15 protein-coding genes are annotated in these 20,003 nt (G+C 71.0%); 8 read left to right on the top strand and 7 right to left on the bottom strand.

Annotation, left to right across the window (positions count from 1 at the left end; genetic code table 11):
• From KIK09_RS37170 to tkt, 3 genes are read right to left on the bottom strand one after another with little or no spacing between them, the layout of a single operon-like run.
• Positions 1-1,608, bottom strand: a complete 1,608-nt coding sequence (locus KIK09_RS37170; RefSeq protein WP_214324125.1) for a phosphoglucose isomerase-related protein — start codon at positions 1,606-1,608, stop codon at positions 1-3.
• A gap of 3 nt (positions 1,609-1,611) precedes the next feature.
• Positions 1,612-2,706: a transaldolase gene (gene tal / locus KIK09_RS37165; protein WP_214324124.1), complete on the bottom strand. Its 1,095-nt coding sequence runs from the start codon at positions 2,704-2,706 to the stop codon at positions 1,612-1,614.
• Position 2,707: 1 nt separating this feature from the next.
• Positions 2,708-4,738, bottom strand: coding sequence for a transketolase (gene tkt, locus KIK09_RS37160; protein WP_250574422.1), 2,031 nt, complete (start codon positions 4,736-4,738; stop codon positions 2,708-2,710).
• 321 nt (positions 4,739-5,059) lie between these two features.
• Between tkt and KIK09_RS37155 the strand changes: the two genes are divergently transcribed.
• Complete coding sequence (locus KIK09_RS37155) at positions 5,060-6,004, top strand: heme o synthase (RefSeq protein WP_214324122.1); 945 nt, start codon at positions 5,060-5,062, stop codon at positions 6,002-6,004.
• Between the two features lie 25 nt (positions 6,005-6,029).
• Entirely contained in the window at positions 6,030-7,172 is a 1,143-nt protein-coding gene (locus tag KIK09_RS37150; RefSeq protein ID WP_214324121.1) for a PrsW family intramembrane metalloprotease, read from the top strand.
• Positions 7,173-7,211: 39 nt separating this feature from the next.
• Here the strand turns inward: KIK09_RS37150 and KIK09_RS37145 are convergent, their stop codons facing one another.
• From KIK09_RS37145 to KIK09_RS37130, 4 genes are all read right to left on the bottom strand, one after another.
• Entirely contained in the window at positions 7,212-10,505 is a 3,294-nt protein-coding gene (locus KIK09_RS37145; RefSeq protein WP_308164535.1) for a S8 family serine peptidase, read from the bottom strand.
• Positions 10,506-10,754: 249 nt separating this feature from the next.
• The gene (locus tag KIK09_RS37140; RefSeq protein WP_250574299.1) at positions 10,755-11,453 is read right to left on the bottom strand and encodes a SanA/YdcF family protein; all 699 of its coding nucleotides are present in this window, start codon (positions 11,451-11,453) and stop codon (positions 10,755-10,757) included.
• A gap of 82 nt (positions 11,454-11,535) precedes the next feature.
• Entirely contained in the window at positions 11,536-12,501 is a 966-nt protein-coding gene (locus KIK09_RS37135; RefSeq protein WP_308164534.1) for a COX15/CtaA family protein, read from the bottom strand.
• A 38-nt stretch (positions 12,502-12,539) separates the two neighbouring features.
• Entirely contained in the window at positions 12,540-13,466 is a 927-nt protein-coding gene (locus tag KIK09_RS37130) for a LysR family transcriptional regulator (protein WP_214324118.1), read from the bottom strand.
• 96 nt (positions 13,467-13,562) lie between these two features.
• Between KIK09_RS37130 and KIK09_RS37125 the strand changes: the two genes are divergently transcribed.
• The 6 genes from KIK09_RS37125 to KIK09_RS37100 are packed head-to-tail and all read left to right on the top strand — an operon-like array spanning position 13,563 to position 19,991.
• Entirely contained in the window at positions 13,563-15,212 is a 1,650-nt protein-coding gene (locus tag KIK09_RS37125; protein WP_214324117.1) for an ABC transporter substrate-binding protein, read from the top strand.
• Positions 15,209-16,051: an ABC transporter permease gene (locus KIK09_RS37120; protein ID WP_214324116.1), complete on the top strand. Its 843-nt coding sequence runs from the start codon at positions 15,209-15,211 to the stop codon at positions 16,049-16,051. The genes KIK09_RS37125 and KIK09_RS37120 overlap by 4 nt, the downstream gene beginning before the upstream one ends.
• Positions 16,048-17,043, top strand: a complete 996-nt coding sequence (locus KIK09_RS37115; RefSeq protein ID WP_214324115.1) for an ABC transporter permease — start codon at positions 16,048-16,050, stop codon at positions 17,041-17,043. The genes KIK09_RS37120 and KIK09_RS37115 overlap by 4 nt, the downstream gene beginning before the upstream one ends.
• Positions 17,040-17,837 (top strand): ABC transporter ATP-binding protein, encoded by a 798-nt coding sequence (locus KIK09_RS37110; protein WP_214324114.1) that lies wholly within the window; start codon positions 17,040-17,042, stop codon positions 17,835-17,837. The genes KIK09_RS37115 and KIK09_RS37110 overlap by 4 nt, the downstream gene beginning before the upstream one ends.
• A complete protein-coding gene (locus KIK09_RS37105; RefSeq protein WP_214324113.1) occupies positions 17,834-18,766 on the top strand; it encodes an ABC transporter ATP-binding protein in 933 nt (310 codons plus the stop codon). The genes KIK09_RS37110 and KIK09_RS37105 overlap by 4 nt, the downstream gene beginning before the upstream one ends.
• Positions 18,767-18,776: 10 nt before the next feature.
• Entirely contained in the window at positions 18,777-19,991 is a 1,215-nt protein-coding gene (locus tag KIK09_RS37100; protein ID WP_214324112.1) for an alpha/beta fold hydrolase, read from the top strand.
• Positions 19,992-20,003 lie beyond the last annotated feature (12 nt).

The following is a 20,003-nucleotide window of genomic DNA, read 5'->3' as shown; positions in this document are numbered from 1 at the left end:
TCAAGCCTCCTGTGCGGCTGCGAGCAGGTGCGCGACACCTGCCGCGCGATCGGTCAAGTGCAGGCGTACGGCGGGCCGCCCGCGCTCCAGCAGGGCGCCCAGATCCCCGAGCGCCTGGGCGAGCTGGAGAGTCCCCAACGAGTACTCTTCCCCCGGCACCAGGACATCCTCGGCAACCGCCCCGGTGATCTGGATGAACACCCCGTTGCGTGGCCCGCCCTTGTGGTACTGCCCGGTGGAGTGCAGGAAGCGCGGACCCCAGCCGAACGTGACGGGCCGCTCCGTACGCAGGGCGAGCAGCGCCCGCAGCGTGGCCGCGTCGGCCGCCATCCACGCGTCGGTCATCTGCTCGAAGTCGGCGTTCTCCGGCACGGGAGCGTCGAAGGCCGCCAGCCGATCAAGATAGCCCATCAAGGACAGATAGCCGTCGGCAGGGACCGCCTTCAGCATCGCCGACAGCACGCCGGGCAGGTCCTTGGCCCCGGTCACGCCGTAGATCTCGACGGGACCGTCGACCAGCATGGGCTCCTCGATCGGCAGCGCGGGCATGGCCAGCAGCGCCGCCGTGTTCCGCTTGGCCTCGCCCACGTCCGGCTGATCGAACGGGTCGACCTCGAGCACCAGCCCGGCAAGCGCCACGGCGTACTCCCAGACCAGGAACTGCGCGCCGAGCGGGCCGTCCACGCGCAGGTCGCCGTCGTCGGACTCGATCGCCACCACCAGCTCGTCGGCGGCGCCGTGCCATTCGGCGCCCACCACAGGCAGGATGCCGCGGCCCTGCTTGCCGGTGGACTCGGCGACCAGCTGCTCGATCCAGTCGGGCAGGCCGTTGATCCCCGACAGCTGGTCCTCGAGCAGCAGCTTGTCGCGCCCGCCCAGCGCCGCGGCGCCCAGCGCCACCCCCAGGTCGAAGCCCGGGTTGCCGTCGCGCTTGGCCAGCAGCGGCAGCACCTCCTCGGCCTCGTCCAGCAGGCGTGCCACGTCGGCGCCCGCCAGCGCGCTCGGCACCAGCCCGAACGCCGACAGCGCCGAATAGCGGCCGCCCACGTCCGGTCTGGCCAGCACGAGCTGGTAGCCCGCGTCGATCGCGTGCTGCTCCAGGGGTGTGCCGGGGTCGGTGACGACCACGATCCGGTCGGCGGGGTTGACGCCCGCCTCGCGGAACAGCGTCTCGTAGACGCTCAGGTGGGCCAGGGTCTCCACCGTCGTGCCGCTCTTGCTGGACACCACGACGGCGGTGGTCTCCGGCCGGTCCGCCAGGGCCCGCCGTACCTGGCCGGGGTCGGAGGTGTCCAGGACGGTCAGCGGCACGTCGGCGGTGTCGCAGATGACCTCGGCCGCGAGCGACGAGCCGCCCATGCCCGACAGCACCACGTGCGTCAGGCCCAGGGCGCGGATCCGCTCGGTCAGCTTCTCCAGCTCAGGCAGCAGCTCGCGGGAGCTCCTCGGCAGGGTGAGCCAGCCGAGGCGATCGGCCGCCTCCGTCCCCTCACCCCACAGCGACGCGTCGCCGGCGGCGAGCCGCTCGGGCACGCCCCGGTCGACGAGCCGCGCCGCGACGGGGGCGGCGGCATCCGCCACCCTCTCGTCGCGGTACGTGACGTCCATTACCTAGACGACCAGGTTCTTCTTGACGCTCTCCAGGAGCTCGTTCCAGGAGGCCTCGAACTTCTCCACGCCCTCGTCCTCGAGCACCTTCACCACGTCGTCGTAGTCGACGCCGGCCTCCTTGAGCGCGGCCATGGTGTTCCAGGCCTGCTCGTAGAAGGGGCGGATGGTGTCGCCCTGGATGCGGCCGTGGTCGCCCGTGGCGTCGAGCGTCTTCTCCGGCATGGTGTTGACCGTCCCGGGGGCGACGAGCTCGTCGACGTACATGGTGTCGACGTAGTCCGGGTTCTTGACACCGGTCGAGGCCCACAGCGGCCGCTGCGGCCGGGCGCCCGCGGCCCGCAGCCGCTGCCAGCGCTCGGAGTTCATGACCTCCTCGAAGGCGGCGTAGGCCAGGCGCGCGTTGGCGATGCCCGCCTTGCCCTTCAGCTCCGCCTTGCCCAGCTTGTCCAGCCGCTTGTCGATCTCGGTGTCGACGCGGCTGACGAAGAACGAGGCGACCGACTCGATGGTGGCCAGGTTCAGCCCCTTGGCCTGCGCGGCCTCGAGACCGGCCAGCCAGGCGTCCATGACCTGGCGGTAGCGCTCGAGCGAGAAGATCAGCGTCACGTTCACGCTGATGCCCTCGGCCAGCGCCTGCGTGATGGCCGGCAGGCCCTCCAGGGTGGCCGGGATCTTGATGAACAGGTTCGGCCTGTCGACCATCCACCACAGGGCGCGCGCCTCGGCCACGGTCTTCTCGGTCTCGCGGGCCAGGCGCGGGTCGACCTCGAGCGACACGCGGCCGTCCGTGCCCTGCGTGGCGTCGAACACCGGGCGCAGCACGTCGGCGGCCCACCGGATGTCGTAGGTGGTGATGGCGCGTACCGCCTCGCCCACCTCCACGCCCCGCACGGCCAGGTCGTGCAGCTGGCTGTTGTAGGCGTCGCCCTTGCCCAGCGCGCCGGCGAAGATCGTCGGGTTGGAGGTGACCCCCACCACGTTCTTGTCCCGGATCAGCTGCTCCAGGTTGCCGGTGCGCAGCCGGTCGCGGCTGATGTCGTCGAGCCAGATGGATACGCCCTGACCCGACAGCTTGTTGAGGATCTCGCTACTCATCTCAGTTTCCCGTCGTCTCGCCCTTGTCGTGGCCCAGCTTGGCAAGGCTGGACTTGGCGGCCGCGGCCACCCGGTCCGCCGTCAGGCCGAACTGCTCGTACAGCGTCCGGTACGGTGCCGAGGCGCCGAAGTGCTCGAGGCTGACCGAGTCGCCGTGCTCGCCGACGAACTCCCGCCAGCCGAGCGCGATGCCGGCCTCGACCGACACACGCGCCTTGACCGACGGCGGCAGCACCGCGTTGCGGTAGGCGTGGTCCTGTGCGTGGAACCACTCCACGCACGGCATCGACACCACCCGCGTCGGGATGCCCTGCGCCTCGAGCAGGTCGCGGCCGCCCATGGCCAGCTCCACCTCACTGCCCGTGGCGATGAGGATCACACGCGGCTGGCCGGTGGAGGCCTCGCGCAGGATGTAGCCGCCCCGGGCCACGCCGTCGGCGTTGGTGCCCTCGTAGACCGGCATGTTCTGCCGGGTCAGGGCCAGCGCGGCGGGCCTGTCGGTGTGCTCGAGGATCGTCCTCCACGCCGCGGCCGTCTCGTTGGCGTCGGCCGGGCGCACCACGTCCAGGCCGGGGATCGCGCGCAGCGCCCACAGGTGCTCGACCGGCTGGTGGGTCGGGCCGTCCTCGCCCAGGCCGATGGAGTCGTGCGTCCAGACGTAGGTGACGGGCAGCTTCATCAGCGCCGCCAGCCGTACCGACGGCCGCATGTAGTCGGAGAAGACCAGGAACGTGCCGCCGTAGGGGCGGGTGCCGCCGTGCAGCGCGATGCCGTTCAGAATGGCGCCCATGGCGTGCTCGCGGATGCCGAAGTGCAGCGTCCGGCCGTAGCGGTTACCCGGGAACTCCTTGGTCTGGTACTCCTCGGGGATGAAGGACGGCTCGCCCTTCATCGTGGTGTTGTTCGACTCGGCCAGGTCGGCCGAGCCGCCCCACAGCTCGGGCAGCACCCTGGCCAGCGAGTTGAGCACCTCGCCCGAGGCCTTGCGGGTGGCCATCGAGCCGCCCGTGTCGAACTCGGGCAGCGCCTTGGCCCAGCCGTTCGGCAGCTGCCGGCGGGAGATGCGGTCGTACTCGGCGGCCCGCTCGGGGTTGGCCACGCGCCAGTTGGCGTAGCCCTTCTCCCACTCGGCGTGGGCCTCGCGGCCGCGGTCGGCCACCTGGCGGGCGTGCTCGAGCACGTCGGCGGGCACGTCGAAGGTCTTGCCCGGGTCCATGCCCATGATCCGCTTGGTGGCGGCCACCTCCTCGTCGCCGAGCGCGGCGCCGTGGATCTTGCCGGTGTTCTGCTTGTTGGGCGCAGGCCAGCCGATGATCGTGCGCAGCCGGATGAAGCTGGGCTTGTCGGTCTCCGCCTTGGCCGCCTCGAGCGCCTGGTGCAGCGCCTCGACGTTCTCGACGTAGTCGCCGGTCTCGGTCCAGTCGACGCTGAGCGTGTGCCAGCCGTAGGCCTCGTAACGCTTGAGCACGTCCTCGGACTTGGCGATCAGCGTGTCGTCCTCGATGGAGATGTGGTTGTCGTCGTAGAGGACGATGAGGTTGCCCAGCTTCTGATGGCCGGCGATCGAGCTGGCCTCGTGGCTGATGCCCTCCTCGATGTCGCCGTCGCTGACGAAGCACCAGATGTGGTGGTCGAAGGGCGAGGTGCCCGGCGCGGCGTCGGGGTCGAACAGACCGCGCTCGCGACGGGCGGCCATCGCCATGCCGACCGCGTTGCCCAGTCCCTGGCCCAGGGGACCCGTGGTGGTCTCCACGCCGACCGTGTGCCCGTGCTCCGGGTGGCCGGGGGTGAGGCTGTCCCACTGACGCAGCCGCTCCAGGTCCTCGAGCGTCAGGCCGTAGCCCGACAGGTACAGCTGGATGTACAGCGTCAGGCTTGAGTGGCCGCACGACAGGACGAAACGGTCGCGGCCCAGCCACGTCGCGTCCGTCGGATCGTGGCGCATCGTACGCTGGAACAGCAGGTATGCGGCGGGGGCCAGACTCATGGCGGTGCCGGGATGTCCCGAGCCCGCCTTCTCCACTGCGTCCATCGCCAGGGCTCGAACGACGTCGACCGACTTCTTGTCGAGGTCGGTCCATTCAAGGGCTGGCACGAGTTCGGTGCTCAACTGCTCGATCTCCGGAATCTAGTTGTCATTGGTGGTAGCCGGTCGGCATTTCCCGCCCACATCGGACCCTAACCGAGTCGGGTCGTTGATCGATTCCCCCACTCCACGCAGTGCGTGTCACAGAGCGGTCAAGACCCCCCTTTGGCTGGACCGGCCATCCCTGCCACTACAGTTTGGTTGTCCCACCATGGATCCGCTCTAATTCAGAGGTTACGCGTTGACTCCGCTTGTGCTGGAAGCGCCTTGACGGTGCTCACCAATAGGCAGACGACGGCCCCCGCGCGCGCGCCCGAGACGCCGCGCAGCTTCGCCACGGTCGTCAAGGCCTACATCGCGCTGACCAAGCCGCGGATCATCGAGCTGCTGCTGATCACGACCCTGCCCGTGATGTTCCTGGCCGCGCACGGCCTGCCGCCCCTGTGGACGTCCGTGGCGGTCATGGTGTTCGGCACGCTGTCGGCGGGCAGCGCCAACGCGCTCAACTGCTACGTCGACCGTGACATCGACGTCAAGATGCGCCGCACCAGGCGCAGGCCGCTTGCCCGGCACCAGGTCTCGCCCCGCGGCGCCCTCGTCTTCGGCATCGTGCTGGGAATTTTGTCCACAATTGGACTCTGGGTGACCACGAACTGGCTCGCTGCGACGCTGTCGACGGCCGCGATCCTGTTCTACGTGCTGGTCTACTCCATGATCCTCAAGCGGCGCACCGCGCAGAACATCGTCTGGGGCGGCATCGCCGGCTGCATGCCCGTGATGATCGGCTGGGCGGGCATCACCGAGCGGCTCGACTGGGCGCCGCTGGTGCTGTTCGGCGTGGTGTTCTTCTGGACGCCGCCGCACACCTGGACCCTGGCCATGCGCTACAAGGAGGACTACGCGGCGGCCGAGGTGCCCATGCTGCCGGTGGTCGCCACCGAGCGCCGCGTGATCATCGAGTCGATCGTCTACACCTGGGCGACCGTGATCTGCTCCCTGCTGCTGTGGCCGGTGGCGCACACCACGATGTTCTACCCGATCGTGGCGGCCGTCCTGGGCGCGATGTGCCTGTGGGAGGTGCACCGCCTGCTGGGCCGCCTCAACTCCGGCAAGACCGGCGTCGACCTGCGGCCGATGCGCTTCTTCCACTGGTCCAACGCCTACCTGGCGCTGCTTTTCCTCGCGGTCGCGATCGACCCGCTCCTCGCCTGATGGCCTGATCAGTTAAAGTCACTCTATGGCGTCCCGTGATCCACGCTGGGTGTTCAAAGACCGCCCCTCGTTCGCGTTGATCTTCGGGTTGGTCCTGACGGGCATCTGCGCGATCGTCTCGCTCTCCTTCGACGTGATCAACGGCGCGCCCGTGCAGTTCGCCATCGCGCTGGTGCTCGCGATCGCCCCGGTGCCGCTGCTGCTGGCGGCCGTGCTGGCGCTCGACCGGCTCGAGCCGGAGCCGCGCAGCAACCTGATCTTCGCCTTCGCCTGGGGCATGGGCGTCGCCGTGCTGGCGGCGGGCATCATCAACTCGCTGAACCTGCACTACATCGTCGACACCGCGGGGATCTCCCAGGCCAGCGCGCGCAACATCGCCGCCACGTTCGGCGCGCCCCCGGTCGAGGAGACCATGAAGGGCCTGGTGCTGCTCGGGATACTGAGGTTCCGCCGGGCCGAGCTCGACGGGCCGACCGACGGCATCATCTACGCCAGCATGGTCGGGCTCGGCTTCGCGATGAGCGAGAACGTCAGCTACTACCTGGCCGCGCTCAACTCCGAGGCGGGGGCTGCCGGGCTGGCGGTGACCGTGGTGCTGCGCGGCATCCTGTCGCCGTTCGCGCACCCGCTGTTCACCTCGATGATCGGCGTCGCGGTGGCCTATGCCGCGCAGCGCAGCGGCCCCGGGCGGGTCTTCATCATCCTCGTCGGCTGGATCGGCGCCATGACGCTGCACGGCCTGTGGAACGGCCTGGCCTCCTACGGCGGCTTCCAAGGGCTGGTCGTGGCCTACCTGATCCTGCTGGTCGTGCTGCTGGTACTGATCGGCGTGGTCTTCCGCGACCGGCGCCGCGTCGTCGGGCTGCTGCAGCGCTATCTGCCGCCCTACGAGCCGACCCGCCTGGTCACCCCGGCCGACGTCCACATGCTGTCGGCGCTGTCGCGGCGGCGCCGGGCCCGCCAGTGGGCAAGCAGCCGCGGCGGCAAGCGCGCCCTGCAGGCGATGAAGGACTACCAGCTGGCGGCCACCGAGCTGGGCCTGCTGCACGAGCGGGCCGCCCGCCGCATCGTCGACGAGCAGACCTTCCACACCGAGCAGCGGGCGCTGCTTGAGTGCATGAGCGCCGCCCGCGCCGACTTCCCCAACCCCGTCCCAGGTCGCGGCTGAGCCGCGGACGGACGGGCCGTCCGCGGCTCAGTCAGTGACTCACTGAACGGTGATCTTGTCGACCTCCACGGTGATGCCCTTGACCTCGTCGGTCGAGGTGGCCGTGGTCACGCTGCCGACCCCGGTGCTGACGCCCTTGACCTTCATCGTGTAGGTCAGGATGCCGCCGGGGGCGCCCGGCGTGCTGTGGACGACCAGGTCCTGCGTGGGCGGGCCGGTGATCTGGCTGCCGCCCGTGCCCTCGTCGTTCTCCGCGCCGACGGTCAGGCCGAAGCCCGCGGGCGGGCTGCCGGGCAGGTTGCCCGGGTCGTAGGCGTAGCTGATGTCCTCCGCTCCGTTGATCCCGATCCACTGCTGGAACACCTTCTGCGCCGTGCTGCCGAAGATGTTCAGCCGCCACTCGACGACGATCCAGCTGCTGACGCCGTCGGTCAGGTTCGCGATGTAGATGCCGGGAGCGCCGGTGCCGTCCAGGTCGGTCCAGTACGGCGCGAGCACCGCGTTGGGCCTGGCCGGATCGGGCAGCGTCTGCGGCGTGGACGCGATGTCGTCCGCGCCGTTGGTGCCGCCCGCGACGGTGTAGCCGTCGGACACGACGCCGAGGCGGGTGTAGGTCTTGCCCGCGAAGGTGTAGGCGGGCACCGTGAAGTTCAGCGCCTGCTCGTCACCGATCGGCTGCGGGGTGATCCCGAACGCGTCCAGCGGCAGGTAGCCCGCCGGGCCGGCGCCGGGGGAGATGACCGGCTTGTCCGGCTGCTTGGCCGTCAGCGTCGCCTTGGCGGTGGCGACCTGGCTGCCGATCTGGGTCGCTCCGGTCACGCTGTTGAGCCGCAGCCGCGAGTCGAGCGTGCTGAGCGCGGTCACCTCGGTGTCCTTGAAGGTGTTGTTGCGGACGGTGACCGTACAGGTCGACTCGCCCGTGCCGCGCGGGATCGTGGCCGGGGCGCAGGTCTGGTCCACCGGCACCGCGCCCTGCTGGCGGAAGAACGCCACCGGCAGGTGGAGCGCCCTGGAGCCGCCTACCTGCTTGAGGTCCACCTGGCCGAAGTACTGCCCGTTGGCCAGGTCCGGCGCGGTGATGACCACGGTCAGCTTGGCGCTCTTGCCGGGCTTGAGGCTGAACGCCGGCGGCAGCACCGTGATGTTGGCGCCGCTGACGGTCTTGCCGGTCGCGGTGAACGTGAGCGTCTTGTTCGTCACGTTGGTGACCGTGCGCTTGGCGGTGATGACGCCCGGCATGATCGGCGCGTTCACCGACGGCAGGTTGAGGTCGATCCTGTTGAGCGGATCGGCCGCCGAGGCGGCGAAGTTGGCCGCCGTCTCGTCCAGGGTCAGCCCGGGGTCACCGGCCTTGGTCAGGTCGATCCGGCCGCCGCCGCGGTCGAACGGGTCCGACGGCGTGCTGCGGTCGGGCTTGGTGACCGCGGTCGTGGCGGTGGTCTCCAGGGCCGACTTGACCTGGCCGGGAGTCCAGTCCGGGTGCAGCGCGAACAGCAGCGCCGCGGAACCCGTCACGTGCGGCGCCGACATCGAGGTGCCGGCGATCACCTGGTAGAGGTTGCCGGGCGGGCCCTCGGCCGCGGACTCGGGCGTCGGCGTCTGGCCGGCCAGGATGTGCAGACCGGGCGCGGTCACGTCCGGCTTGAGGAAGTCACCGCCGGGGCCACGCGAGGAGAAGTACGTCATCACGTCGCCCTGCCAGGTGGCCTTCGTCCCCTGGGTGAACGACGCGGTCGCGCCGGGATTGGCGGACAGGAAGCTGAGCAGGGTGTCGGCCTCCGGCTTGTCGATGTGCACCGACGGGATCCAGTGCGCGTCGGTGAACACGTCGAACGGGAAGCTGTTGTACAGGATCATCCCCGCGGCGCCGCCCTGCCTGACGTTGAAGCCCTTCAGCGCCCGGTTGGGGCCGCGCTCACAGGCGACGATCTTCCCGACGAACAGCCCGGGGGGAGCCGGGACGGTACACAGCGCGTTGTTGTACGGCGGCGCCGAGGCAAGCACCACCGGCAGCGGAGAGCTGAGCCCGGCGGTGATCGAGGCACCCTTGATCGTGGCTGTGGCGCCGCCGGAACCCTTCAGCGTGATGGTCGACTGGAAGGTCCTGGACTGCGTCGAGGCCGCCACCGTGGTCACCCACGGGCTGCGGTGGTCGGTGGTGTTCGCGCCGGGCCCGGAGTTGCCCGCCGACGCGGACACCAGCACGCCCGCGGCGTAGGCGTCCAGGAAGGCCAGCTCGACCGGGTCGCTGAACGGGTCGCTGCCGCCGGAGATGGAGAAGTTGATGACGCGGACGCCGTCCAGGATGGCCCGCCCGACGGCCTGCGCCGAGTCGGAGGGGAAGCAGCCCTGCGCGCCGCAGACCTTGTAGACCGAGACCTCGGCGGCCGGGGCGATGCCGTGGATGGGGCCGCGGCTGATGCCCAGCGGGTTCGCGTCGGCCACCGGGCCGCCGGCGGCGGTGGTGGCGGTGTGCGTGCCGTGCCCGTTGGAGTCGCGGGCGCTGTCCGGGTAGACCTCGCCGCCGATGACGGCGTTGTAGGTGTCCAGGAACGGCCGCCCGCCGATCAGCTTGTTGTTGCACGCGAACGGGTCGTTGGCCGGGGTCAGCGGGTTGTCGCCGAAGTTGCAGACCCGCGGCGTGCCGTCCTTGGTGGGCGCGGGCGCGGGCAGCGACGGGTTGGCGGCGAAGGAGGGGTGCTCGGGCCAGGCGCCGGAGTCCAGGTCGCCGACGATCACGCCCTTGCCCGAGGAGCCGCTGCCGCCGAGCTGGCTGTAGATGGCGTCGGCGCCGATGAAGCTGGGGCTGGAGTCGGTGAGCAGCTGCTGCGGCTTGTCCTCCTGGATGGCCACCGCGCCGGGCAGCTTCAGGACGTCGGCCGCCTTGTCGGCGGGGATCTTGAGCGCGATGCCGCCGTAGACGGTCCTGACGCGCTGGCCGACCACGGCTCCTGGCACCTTCTTGGCCAGCTCGCCGAGGAAGGCGTTCTCCACGTCCTCGATGTGCTTGTCGTACTTCTTGGCGTCGGCGCTCTTGATGTCCAGGGACTTGCCGGTGACGGCGGGGCTGGTGCCAGGCAGGCCGGGGAGGCCGCCGCGGTAGGCGGCGAGCGAGTCGTAGTCGAGCTTGACCATGACCGTGACCGGCGCGGCCGAGGTGGACTTCAGCAGCGACTGGTCGCTCTTGGCGAGCTTGCCCGTATCGGACTTGGCCCCGTCGGTGAGCTGGCCGCCGGTGATGGCGGTGGCCTTCCATTTCGAGGGTGATGGGGGCGGGGTGGCGTGCGCCGAGGCCGGGACCATGGCGACGACGACCCCTAGGGTGACCGTCACCGATGCCAGCCTTAACGCACGGGTTAAGCCGGAACTGGATAACACGAACGAACCTCCTCGTCGAGGCTGCGCTCGCCACGCGCCGGAGGCTTCCTGTCAACATCGCACCGCACAGGTTCGGCGGAGAACCCGGACCCCCCCGGGATGACGAGCTGCGCGGGCCGACCTGGAATGTAACCAGTGATCAAAGATCGTGATAGGTCGCGGAATTGCCAGAAACGCCGCCGAAGATCGGCATCTTTTGGTGTTTCAACCTGCGAGCACGCGGCGCAGCGACGTCTCGGGAGGGCCGGGGAAGACCGGATCGGACTTGAACACCAGCGCGTCGGCCACGGCCTTGCCCGTGGCGAACAGCTCGCGCACGGCGTAGCTGTAGGTCGGCGCGGGCCACTGCTTGGCCGAGTCGTCGCCCACCCCGTACGTCTCCAGGCCTGCCGCCCGGCACAGCGCCACCGCCCGGGGCAGGTGGAACAGCTGCGTCACCACGGTCAGCCGCTGCGCGCCGAACACCTTGCGCGCCCGCACGCACGAGTCCCAGGTGTCGAATCCCGCGTAGTCGAGCACCATCGCGCTCGCCGGGATGCCCCTGGCGGTCAGGTAGTCGCGCATCGTGGTCGGCTCGTCGTAGCCGACCCGGCTGTTGTCGCCCGACAGCAGCAGGGCCTTGACCTTGCCCGCCCGGTAGAGCTCGGCGGCGATGTCGAGCCTGCGTGCCAGCATCGGGGTCGGCTCCTCGCCGTTCACCCGGGCGCCGAGCACCAGCGCCGTCCCCAGGTCGGGCACCTGCCGCAGCCACCCGTCGGTGTCGGCCACCTCCCGATGGCCCGCGCTGTAGAGCACGGCCCAGGTCGTCGGCGCCAGCGTGAGCACGCTGACCAGCACGAGCGCCTGGTAGGCACGCCGCTGCGCCTTACGAGAGTGGCGGACATTCCCCAGCAGCTTCGCCAATCGGCCGATAAATCCAGGCAAACGGCACCTCGCACCGGTGGGGGAGTGGCGGACCTATCACCACATACCCTGGCACAAAGGCTCAGACGGCGGCGGTAGCCGCGCTGGGGGAGGGGGCTGGAGCCTCGTCCACCGGGCCCCGCGTCCGCAGCGACGTGACGAGCCGCAGCGCCCCGATCCACACCAGCGTCGAGCCCAGGACGTGCACCCCCACCAGGAAGGCCGGCACGGCCAGGAAGTACTGGGTGTAGCCGATGACGCCCTGCGCGAGCTCGACCACCAGCAGGCCGAGCGCCGCCCGCCGCGCGATCCTGGTCGAGTTGCTGACGTGCAGCGAGAACAGCACCGCGAAGGTCATCCCGACCACGACGTAGACCAGGTCGGCGTGCAGGCGCGCCACGGCCTCGATGTCGAAGGGGAAGCGCGAGGCCAGCGCGTCGCCCGAGTGCGGGCCCGTGCCCGTCACCACGACCCCGACCACGAGCAGCGCCATCACCGCGAGCAGCAGGACGTGGCCGAGCCTGCGGATGTCGCGGTGCACGGTGCGCCTGGCCGGCCCGTCGGCCTCGCCCGCGCGGGCGTAGAGCATCCAGCAGGCGGCGATGAGCCCGATCGAGATCAGGAAGTGGACGCTCACCGTGATCGGGTTGAGCAGGCTGCGCACCACGAGCCCGCCCCACAGCGCCTGCGCCACGATGCCCGCGGGCTGCAGCAGCGCCAGCCGTACCAGCGCCTTCCTGCGCGGCGCCAGCCGTATCGCGGCGATGACGCAGGCGAGGCCGACGGCCAGCACCAGGAACGTCAGCAGCCGGTTGCCGAACTCGACCAGCATCGTCGACATCTCCGTCTCGGGATGCGCGATGGGCACGAAGCTGTCAGGCGTGCACCTGGGCCAGGTCGGGCAGCCCAGGCCCGAGCCGGTGACGCGCACGGCCGCGCCGGTCACCGTGATGCCCGCGTTGACCACCACGGACGCCAGCGCCCATCCCCGCATGGACTCCGGCGTGGGAGTCCAGAACGACAGGAGGTGGTCCTTCGAAAGCTTCACGTCATCGATGGTAGGGGGCGGTATGGGCGGTCCTGCCATCAGCCCGCGAGCCAGGCCGGATACACCTCGTTGCGGGTCGTCACGGTCTGATAGGCACGACCGGCCGCCTCGGCGACCTCCTCGGACCGGGCGGCCAGCGGCCCGTCGCGGTGCCAGGCCAGCAGGTGGCGGTACCACAGCGGGTTGCCGGCGATCGGCCGGATCGCCAGCCCTGGCAGCTGGCGGAAGGTCGCCTGGCACAGGCTGATGCCCTGCCCCGCGAGCACCAGGTCGGTCTGCACCTGCCCCTCCACCTCGTGCAGCACGTGGAACCTGAGCCCGGCGGCGTGGAAGACGGTCGACCAGTACTCCCGCACGCGATCGTCGTCGGGCGGCGGCGCGACCCAGCTCTCGCCGGCCAGCTCCCGCAACGTGACCTCCGCCTTGGCGGCCAGCGGATGGTCGGCGGCCATCATCGCGAACGTCGGCTCGGTCACCACCGGATGCAGCACCACGCCGGGGCGGGTGGCCAGCTCGAACCCCGGGCAGTCGCCGACCACGGCCAGGTCCAGATGGGCGGCCTCGACCAGCTCGACCAGCCGGGTGGAGGCCCCGCGGGTGACCGTGCTGACGGTCGTGCCCGAACGCTCGCCGCGCAGCGCCGACACCAGCCCGGGCAGCAGCGGCGCGTTGACCGAACCGATCCGCAGCCGCTGCGGCCGGTCAAGCGCCCGCAGGCCCAGTGCCAGGTCGTCGATGGCGGGCAGCACCGACCGGGCCCTGGCCAGCACGAGCTCGCCGAAGGCGGTGGGCCGCACCCCGTGCACGGTCCGGTCGAAGAGCACCCCGCCGAGCATCGACTCGATCCTGCGCAGCTGGGCGGTGAGCGCCGGCTGCGACAGCCGCAGCGACTTGGCGGCCTTGGTGAGGCTGCCGCTCTCGGCCACCGCGCAGATCACGCGCAGGTGGCGGACCTCCAGCTCCATAACCCGATGTTATGGGTTTTCGGGAGCTGTCCGACAGTTAACCGGGAGTTCAGGATGCCGCCATAACAACATGTGCCATTTCACATAGGAGGGGTGATGAGGAGACGTGTCCTTCTCGCGCTCGCCGTCATGACCGCCGTCACGAGCGCCTGCGGGCAGAGCACTTCCGGGGTCCAGCAGAAGGGCGGCGGCACGCTCCACGTGCTGTCGCCGCTGGACCTGGAGCATCTCGATCCGGCGCGCAACTACGTCACCTCGACGATCGACGTGGCCCGCCTGATCTACCGCACGCTCACCACCAACGCCGCCGCGCCCGGCGCCGCGGGCGGCACGATCGTGCCCGACCTCGCCACCGACCTCGGCACCCCGTCCGACGGCGCGAGGACCTGGACCTTCCACCTCAAGCCCGGCGTCAAGTACGAGGACGGCCGCCCGATCACCAGCAAGGACGTCAAGTACGGCGTCGAGCGCTCCTTCGCCCCCGAGCTGCCCGAGGGCCCGCCGTACGCGCGGACCTGGCTGAAGGGCGGGTCGACGTACAAGGGGCCGCTCCAGGGTGACGAGCTGGCCTCGATCGAGACGCCCGATGACGCGACGATCGTCTTCCATCTGGTGCGGCCGGTGGCCGACTTCGGCTCGGCGGTGTCGCTGCCGCTGTTCTCGCCGGTGCCGAAGGACAAGGAGGCCGGGGTCGCCTACGACAACCGGCCCTTCTCCTCCGGCCCCTACAAGATCGCCTCGTTCGAGCCCAAGAAGCGGATCGAGCTGGTCCGCAACCCCCACTGGGACAGGACCACCGACCCGGTGCGCACCGCGCGGCCCGATCGGGTGATCATCGATCTCAACCTCGACCCCGCCGTGGTGGACCAGCGGATGATCGCCGCGCAGGGCGAGGACGCCGACGCTGTCCAGTTCGAGCCCATCACCGCCGCCTCGGTGGCCCAGGTCCAGACCGACCCGCGGCTGAAGGAGCGTCTGGTGCTCGGCCAGTCGACCAACACCCGCTTCCTCGCGCTCAACACGGCCCGCAAGCCCCTCGACGACGTCCGCGTACGGCAGGCCGTCGCCTACGCCCTGGACAAGGAGGCGCTCAGGACCACCCGAGGAGGTCCGATAGCGGGAGACCTGGCCACCACGATCCTGCCGCCGTCGATCCCCGGGCACACCCAGGAGGACCCCTACCCCCAGGACGTGAACAGGGCCAAGGCGCTGCTGGCCGAGTCCGGGCACGCGGCCGGGATCGACCTCACCCTGGACGCGCCCGCCACCCCCGGCGGCAAGGCCCAGGCCGAGGCCGTCCAGGCCGCCCTGGGCAGGGCGGGGATCCGCGTCAAGGTCAACGAGATCAGCTCGTCGGCCTACTGGAGCACGGTGGGCACCCTGTCACAGGAGCACGACCTGGTCATCGACGGCTGGACCCCGGACTGGACAGGCCCGTCGACGTTCCTGCCGAACATCCTGGACGGCCGCGCCATCGTCAAACAGGGCAACCAGAACCGCTCCCGGTACTCGGTCAAGGAAGTCGACCGGCGCTTCGACGAGATCGCCGCGATGACCGACCCCGCCGAAGCGGCCACGGCCTACGGCGAACTGGCTTCCCGCATCATGAAGGACGCCCCGATCGTGCCGTTCCTGTGGGACAGGTCCGCCTTCCTGATCGGCCCCAACGTGACCGGCGCCTACGGCCACGTCGCCTTCGTCGGCCGGGTGGATCTCGCGACGGTCGGGCTCAAGGGCGCCGCATGAGGCTGAAAGGCGCCGCGCTCGCGGGAGCGGCCGTCATCGGCCTGCTGGTCCTGGCGGCCGCCGCGGCCCCGATCGTCACGGCGGCCACCGGCCAGTCGCCGACCGAGTTCCATCCCGAGGCGATCGACCCGGCCCTGGGCGGGCTGCCCAAGGGCGGCTGGGGCGGGATCGGGCCCGAGCACCTGCTGGGTGTCGAGCCGGGCAGCGGGCGGGACGTGCTGGCCAGGGTCGTGTGGGGCGCGCAGGTCTCGTTGCTGATCTCGCTGGCGGCCACCGTCGTGTCCACGGCCGTCGGCACCGCGCTCGGGCTGGCGGCCGGGTACCTGGGCGGGTGGGCCGACATGGTGGTGGGCCGGCTGATGGACCTGCTCATGTCGTTCCCCAGCCTGATCTTCATGATCGCCGTCATGTCCGTGTCCCCGGACGGCGACCGGGAGCTGATCCTCGTCGGGGTGCTCGGGCTGTTCGGCTGGCCGTACATCGGCAGGATCGTCAGGGGGCAGGCGATGGCGCTGGCCGGGCGCGAGTTCGTGGAGGCGGCCAGGGTGCTGGGGGCGCCGCGAGGCGCGATCCTGTTCCGCGAGATCCTGCCCAACCTGACCGGCCCGGTGCTGGTCGTGGCCACGCTGTCGATCCCCGGCTACATCGCGACGGAGGCCGGGCTGTCGTTCCTGGGCGTGGGGGTGCGGCCGCCGACCCCCTCGTGGGGGCAGATGATCGCCTCCGCGGTGCCGTGGTACGCCGCCGACCCGGTCTACTTCCTGATCCCCGGGGTGCTGCTGCTGGTGACGGTGCTCTCCTTCCACCTGGTCGGCGACGCCCTGCAGGGGGAGCGATGATCGCCTTCCTCGCGCGGCGGCTGGCCGCGGCGGCCGGGATCCTGCTGGTCATCTGCGCGCTCACCTTCGCGATCTTCTACGTGGCGCCCGACGACCCGGCGCAGCAGGCCTGCGGCAAGGCCTGCACGCCCGAGCGGATCGCCGAGATCCGCGGGCAGCTCGGCCTGGACCGGCCGGTGCCCGAGCAGTTCGCGGCGTTCCTGAAGGGGCTGGTGGCCGGTCGCTCCTACGGCACCGGCGCGACCGCCGTCCAGTGCCCGGTGCCGTGCCTGGGGTTCAGCTTCCAGACCCATGTGCCGGTGCGGGAGCTGCTGGTCAGCAGGCTGCCGGTGAGCGCCTCGATCGCGCTCGGCGCCGCCGTGCTGTGGCTGGTGGTGGGCGTGGGCGCGGGCGTGCTCGCCGCGCTGCGCAAGGGGTCGTGGTGGGATCGCGCGGCGATGGCCGCGGCGCTCGGCGGGGTGTCGCTGCCCGTCTACCTGACCGCGCTGGTGCTGCAGTACGTGCTGGTCGTGGTGCTGCGGGTGCTGCCCTACCCGCGCGTGGCGGGGTTCGCCGAGGATCCGGCCGGGTGGTTCGCCTCGATGCTGATGCCGTGGATCGCGCTGGCCACGCTGTACGCGGGCATGTACGCGCGGCTCTCGCGCACCGAGCTGATCGGCGCGCTGCGGCAGAACTTCGTCCGTACGGCACGCGCCAAGGGACTGCCGGAGGCCACCGTGATCCGCCGCCACGCGCTGCGGCCCGCGCTCACCCCGATCGTGACCGTGTTCGGCATGGACCTGGGCGCGCTGCTCGGGGGCGCGCTCATCACCGAGTCGGTGTTCGGGCTGCCCGGCGTCGGCAAGCTGGCCGCCGACGCGATCAACAGCTCCGACCAGCCGGTCATCCTGGGCGTCACGCTGTTCGCCGCCGGCTTCGTCGTCCTGGCCAACCTGACCGTGGACCTGCTCTACGCCGTGCTCGACCCGCGCATCAGGCTGGGGGCGGCATGAGCCTGCTGAGTGTGGAGGACCTGCGCGTCGCCTTCGGCCCGGTGCGCGCGGTCGACGGGCTGTCGCTGGAGGTCGCCGCGGGCGAGGTGCTGGGCCTGGTGGGCGAGTCCGGCTGCGGCAAATCGGTCACCAGCCTGGCCGTGATGGGGCTGCTGCGCGAGGCCACGGTCTCCGGCCGGATCCGCTTCTGCGGGCAGGACCTGCTGTCGGCGCCGCCCCGTGCGGTGCGGCGGCTGCGCGGTGACCGGATGGCGATGATCTTTCAGGATCCGCTGTCGTCGCTCAACCCCTACTACCCGGTCGGTTTCCAGATCGCCGAGGCGTATCGCGCGCACCGCCGTACGGGCTCAAGGAACGCCCGCGAGGTCGCGGTGCGGATGCTGGAGCGCGTCGGCATCCCCGAGCCGGGCAGGCGCGCCCGCGACTACCCGCACCAGTTCTCCGGCGGGATGCGGCAGCGCGTGATGATCGCGATGGCGCTCTGCCTGGAACCCGAGCTGATCATCGCCGACGAGCCCACGACCGCGCTGGATGTGACCGTGCAGGCCCAGATCCTGGCCCTGCTCGGCGAACTGAGGCGGGAGTACGGCACCGCCGTCCTGCTCATCACCCACGACCTGGGCGTGGTGGCGGGGATGGCCGACGAGGTGCTGGTCATGTACGACGGCCGGGCCGTCGAACGGGGTCCCGCGGTCAGCGTGTTCGACGACCCGCGCGACCCCTACACGCGGCGGCTGCTGGCCGCGGTGCCGCGCATCGACCGTCCCGTGCCACACCGCCTGGAGGTGACATGAGCGTGCTGCTGGAGGCCACTGGCCTTGTCAAACGCTTCGGCCCGATCACCGCGGTCAACGGCGTCACGCTCGCCGTGGCCGAGGGAGAGTCGCTCGGGCTGGTGGGCGAATCGGGCTGCGGCAAGTCCACCACCGCCCGGCTGATCACCCGGCTGATCGACCCGACCGAGGGCACGGTCAGCTTCGCCGGGCGCGAGCTGACCGGGCTCGGCGAACGGGCCCTGCGGGCGGTGCGCAGGGACCTGCAGATGATCTTCCAGGATCCGTACTCGTCGCTCAACCCGTCCAGGACCGTACGCGAGATCCTCACCGCCCCCTACCGCTACCAGGGGCTGCGGCCCGAGCCGGGCGAGATCGAGGAACTGCTGCGACGGGTCGGGCTGCTGCCCGAGCACGCCGACCGGCTTCCGCGCACGTTCTCCGGCGGGCAGGCGCAGCGCATCGGCATCGCCCGGGCGCTGGCGCTGCGGCCGAAGCTGATCGTCTGCGACGAACCGGTGTCGGCCCTGGACGTGTCGGTGCAGGCGCAGATCCTCAACCTGCTGCTCGACCTGCAGGAGCAGGAACGCCTCGGCTACGTGTTCATCGCGCACGACCTGGGCGCCGTGCGGCAGGTGTGCACCCGGATCGCCGTCATGTACCTGGGCACCGTGGTCGAGGTCGCTTCCAGGGAGGAGCTGTTCGGCGCTCCCGCCCATCCCTACACCGCGGCGCTGCTGTCGGCCGTGCCCATCCCCGACCCGAAGATCGAGCGCACCCGCCCCAGGGTCGTGCTCTCCGGCGACCTGCCGAGCCCGGCCGCCCCGCCGAGCGGCTGCCCGTTCCGCACCCGCTGCGACCGCGCCACCGGCGTGTGCGCGGCCGAACGGCCCCCGCTGGAGCGACGGGAGAACGGCCACGAGGTCGCCTGCCACCACCCGCTGAGCTGAGAGGAACGTCTTGAGAGGGCTCCACCTGACCGACCACACCTTCCACGTGCCGCTCGACCACGCCGACCCCGGCGGCCCCGCGATCGAGGTGTTCGCCCGCGCCGTCGCCGACCCCGCGCGCAAGGCCGACGACCTGCCCTGGCTGCTCTACCTGCAGGGCGGGCCCGGCGGCAGGTCGCCAAGGCCGCTGGCGGCCGACGGGTGGCTGGCCAGGGCCGTACGCACCCATCGGGTGCTGCTGCTCGACCAGCGCGGCACCGGCCGGAGCACGCCGGTCACGCCGCGCCTCCCCGCGCGGCTCGGCTCGCAGCGGGCGCTGGCGGACCACCTGCGCCACTTCAGGGCCGACTCGATCGTGGCCGACTGCGAGCACATCCGCCGCGAGCTCGGCGTGGAGCGCTGGGAGACCCTGGGGCAGAGCTACGGCGGCTTCGTCACGATGACCTACCTCTCGCGCGCCCCGCACGCTCTCAAGGCCTGCTACGTCACCGGCGGCCTGCCGGGGCTGACCGCGACCGCGGACGAGGTGTACGCCAGGACGTACCCGAGGGTGGCGGAGAAGGTCAGGCGCTTCCACGCGCGCTACCCCGAGGACGCCGACAGGATGCGGGCCATCGAGGCCCACCTGACGGCCGGCGACGTGCGGCTGCCCGACGGCGACCGGCTCACGGTGCGGCGGCTGCGCACGCTCGGGCTGGAGTTCGGGATGGGCACCGGCTTCGAGCGCGTGCACTGGCTGCTCGAGGACGCCTGGGACGGCGAGGAGCTGTCGCACGACTTCCGCTACCGGGTCATGCTGCAGACCGGGTTCACCGGCAACCCGCTGTTCGCCGTGCTGCAGGAGAGCATCTACGGCCGGTACGGCGAGCCGACCGCCTGGGCCGCCGACCGGGCCTTCGTGGACCTGCCGTTCACCGGGGAGATGATCTACCCCTGGATGTTCGAGGAGATCGCCTCCCTGCGCCCCTACGCCGAGGCCGCGCACCTGCTCGCCCACGTCGACGACTGGCCCGGCCTGTACGACCTCGACCGGCTGGCGGCCAACGAGGTCCCCGTGGCCGCCGCCGTCTACCACGACGACATGTACGTCGACGCCGGGCTCTCCCTGGAGACCGCGGCCCGCGTGGGCAACGTGCGGGCGTGGGTGACCAACGAGTGGGAGCACGACGGCGTCACCGCCTCCGGCGAGCAGGTGCTCGACCGGCTCATCCAACTGGCGCTCTGAAAAGGAGACACC

Origin of the sequence: Nonomuraea sediminis, assembly GCF_018531495.1 — a bacterium.
In the GTDB taxonomy this organism is placed as follows: Bacteria; Actinomycetota; Actinomycetes; order Streptosporangiales; family Streptosporangiaceae; genus Nonomuraea; species Nonomuraea sediminis.
The sequence above is the reverse complement of the archived record's forward strand: the minus strand, read 5'-3'. Positions and strand labels throughout refer to the sequence as shown.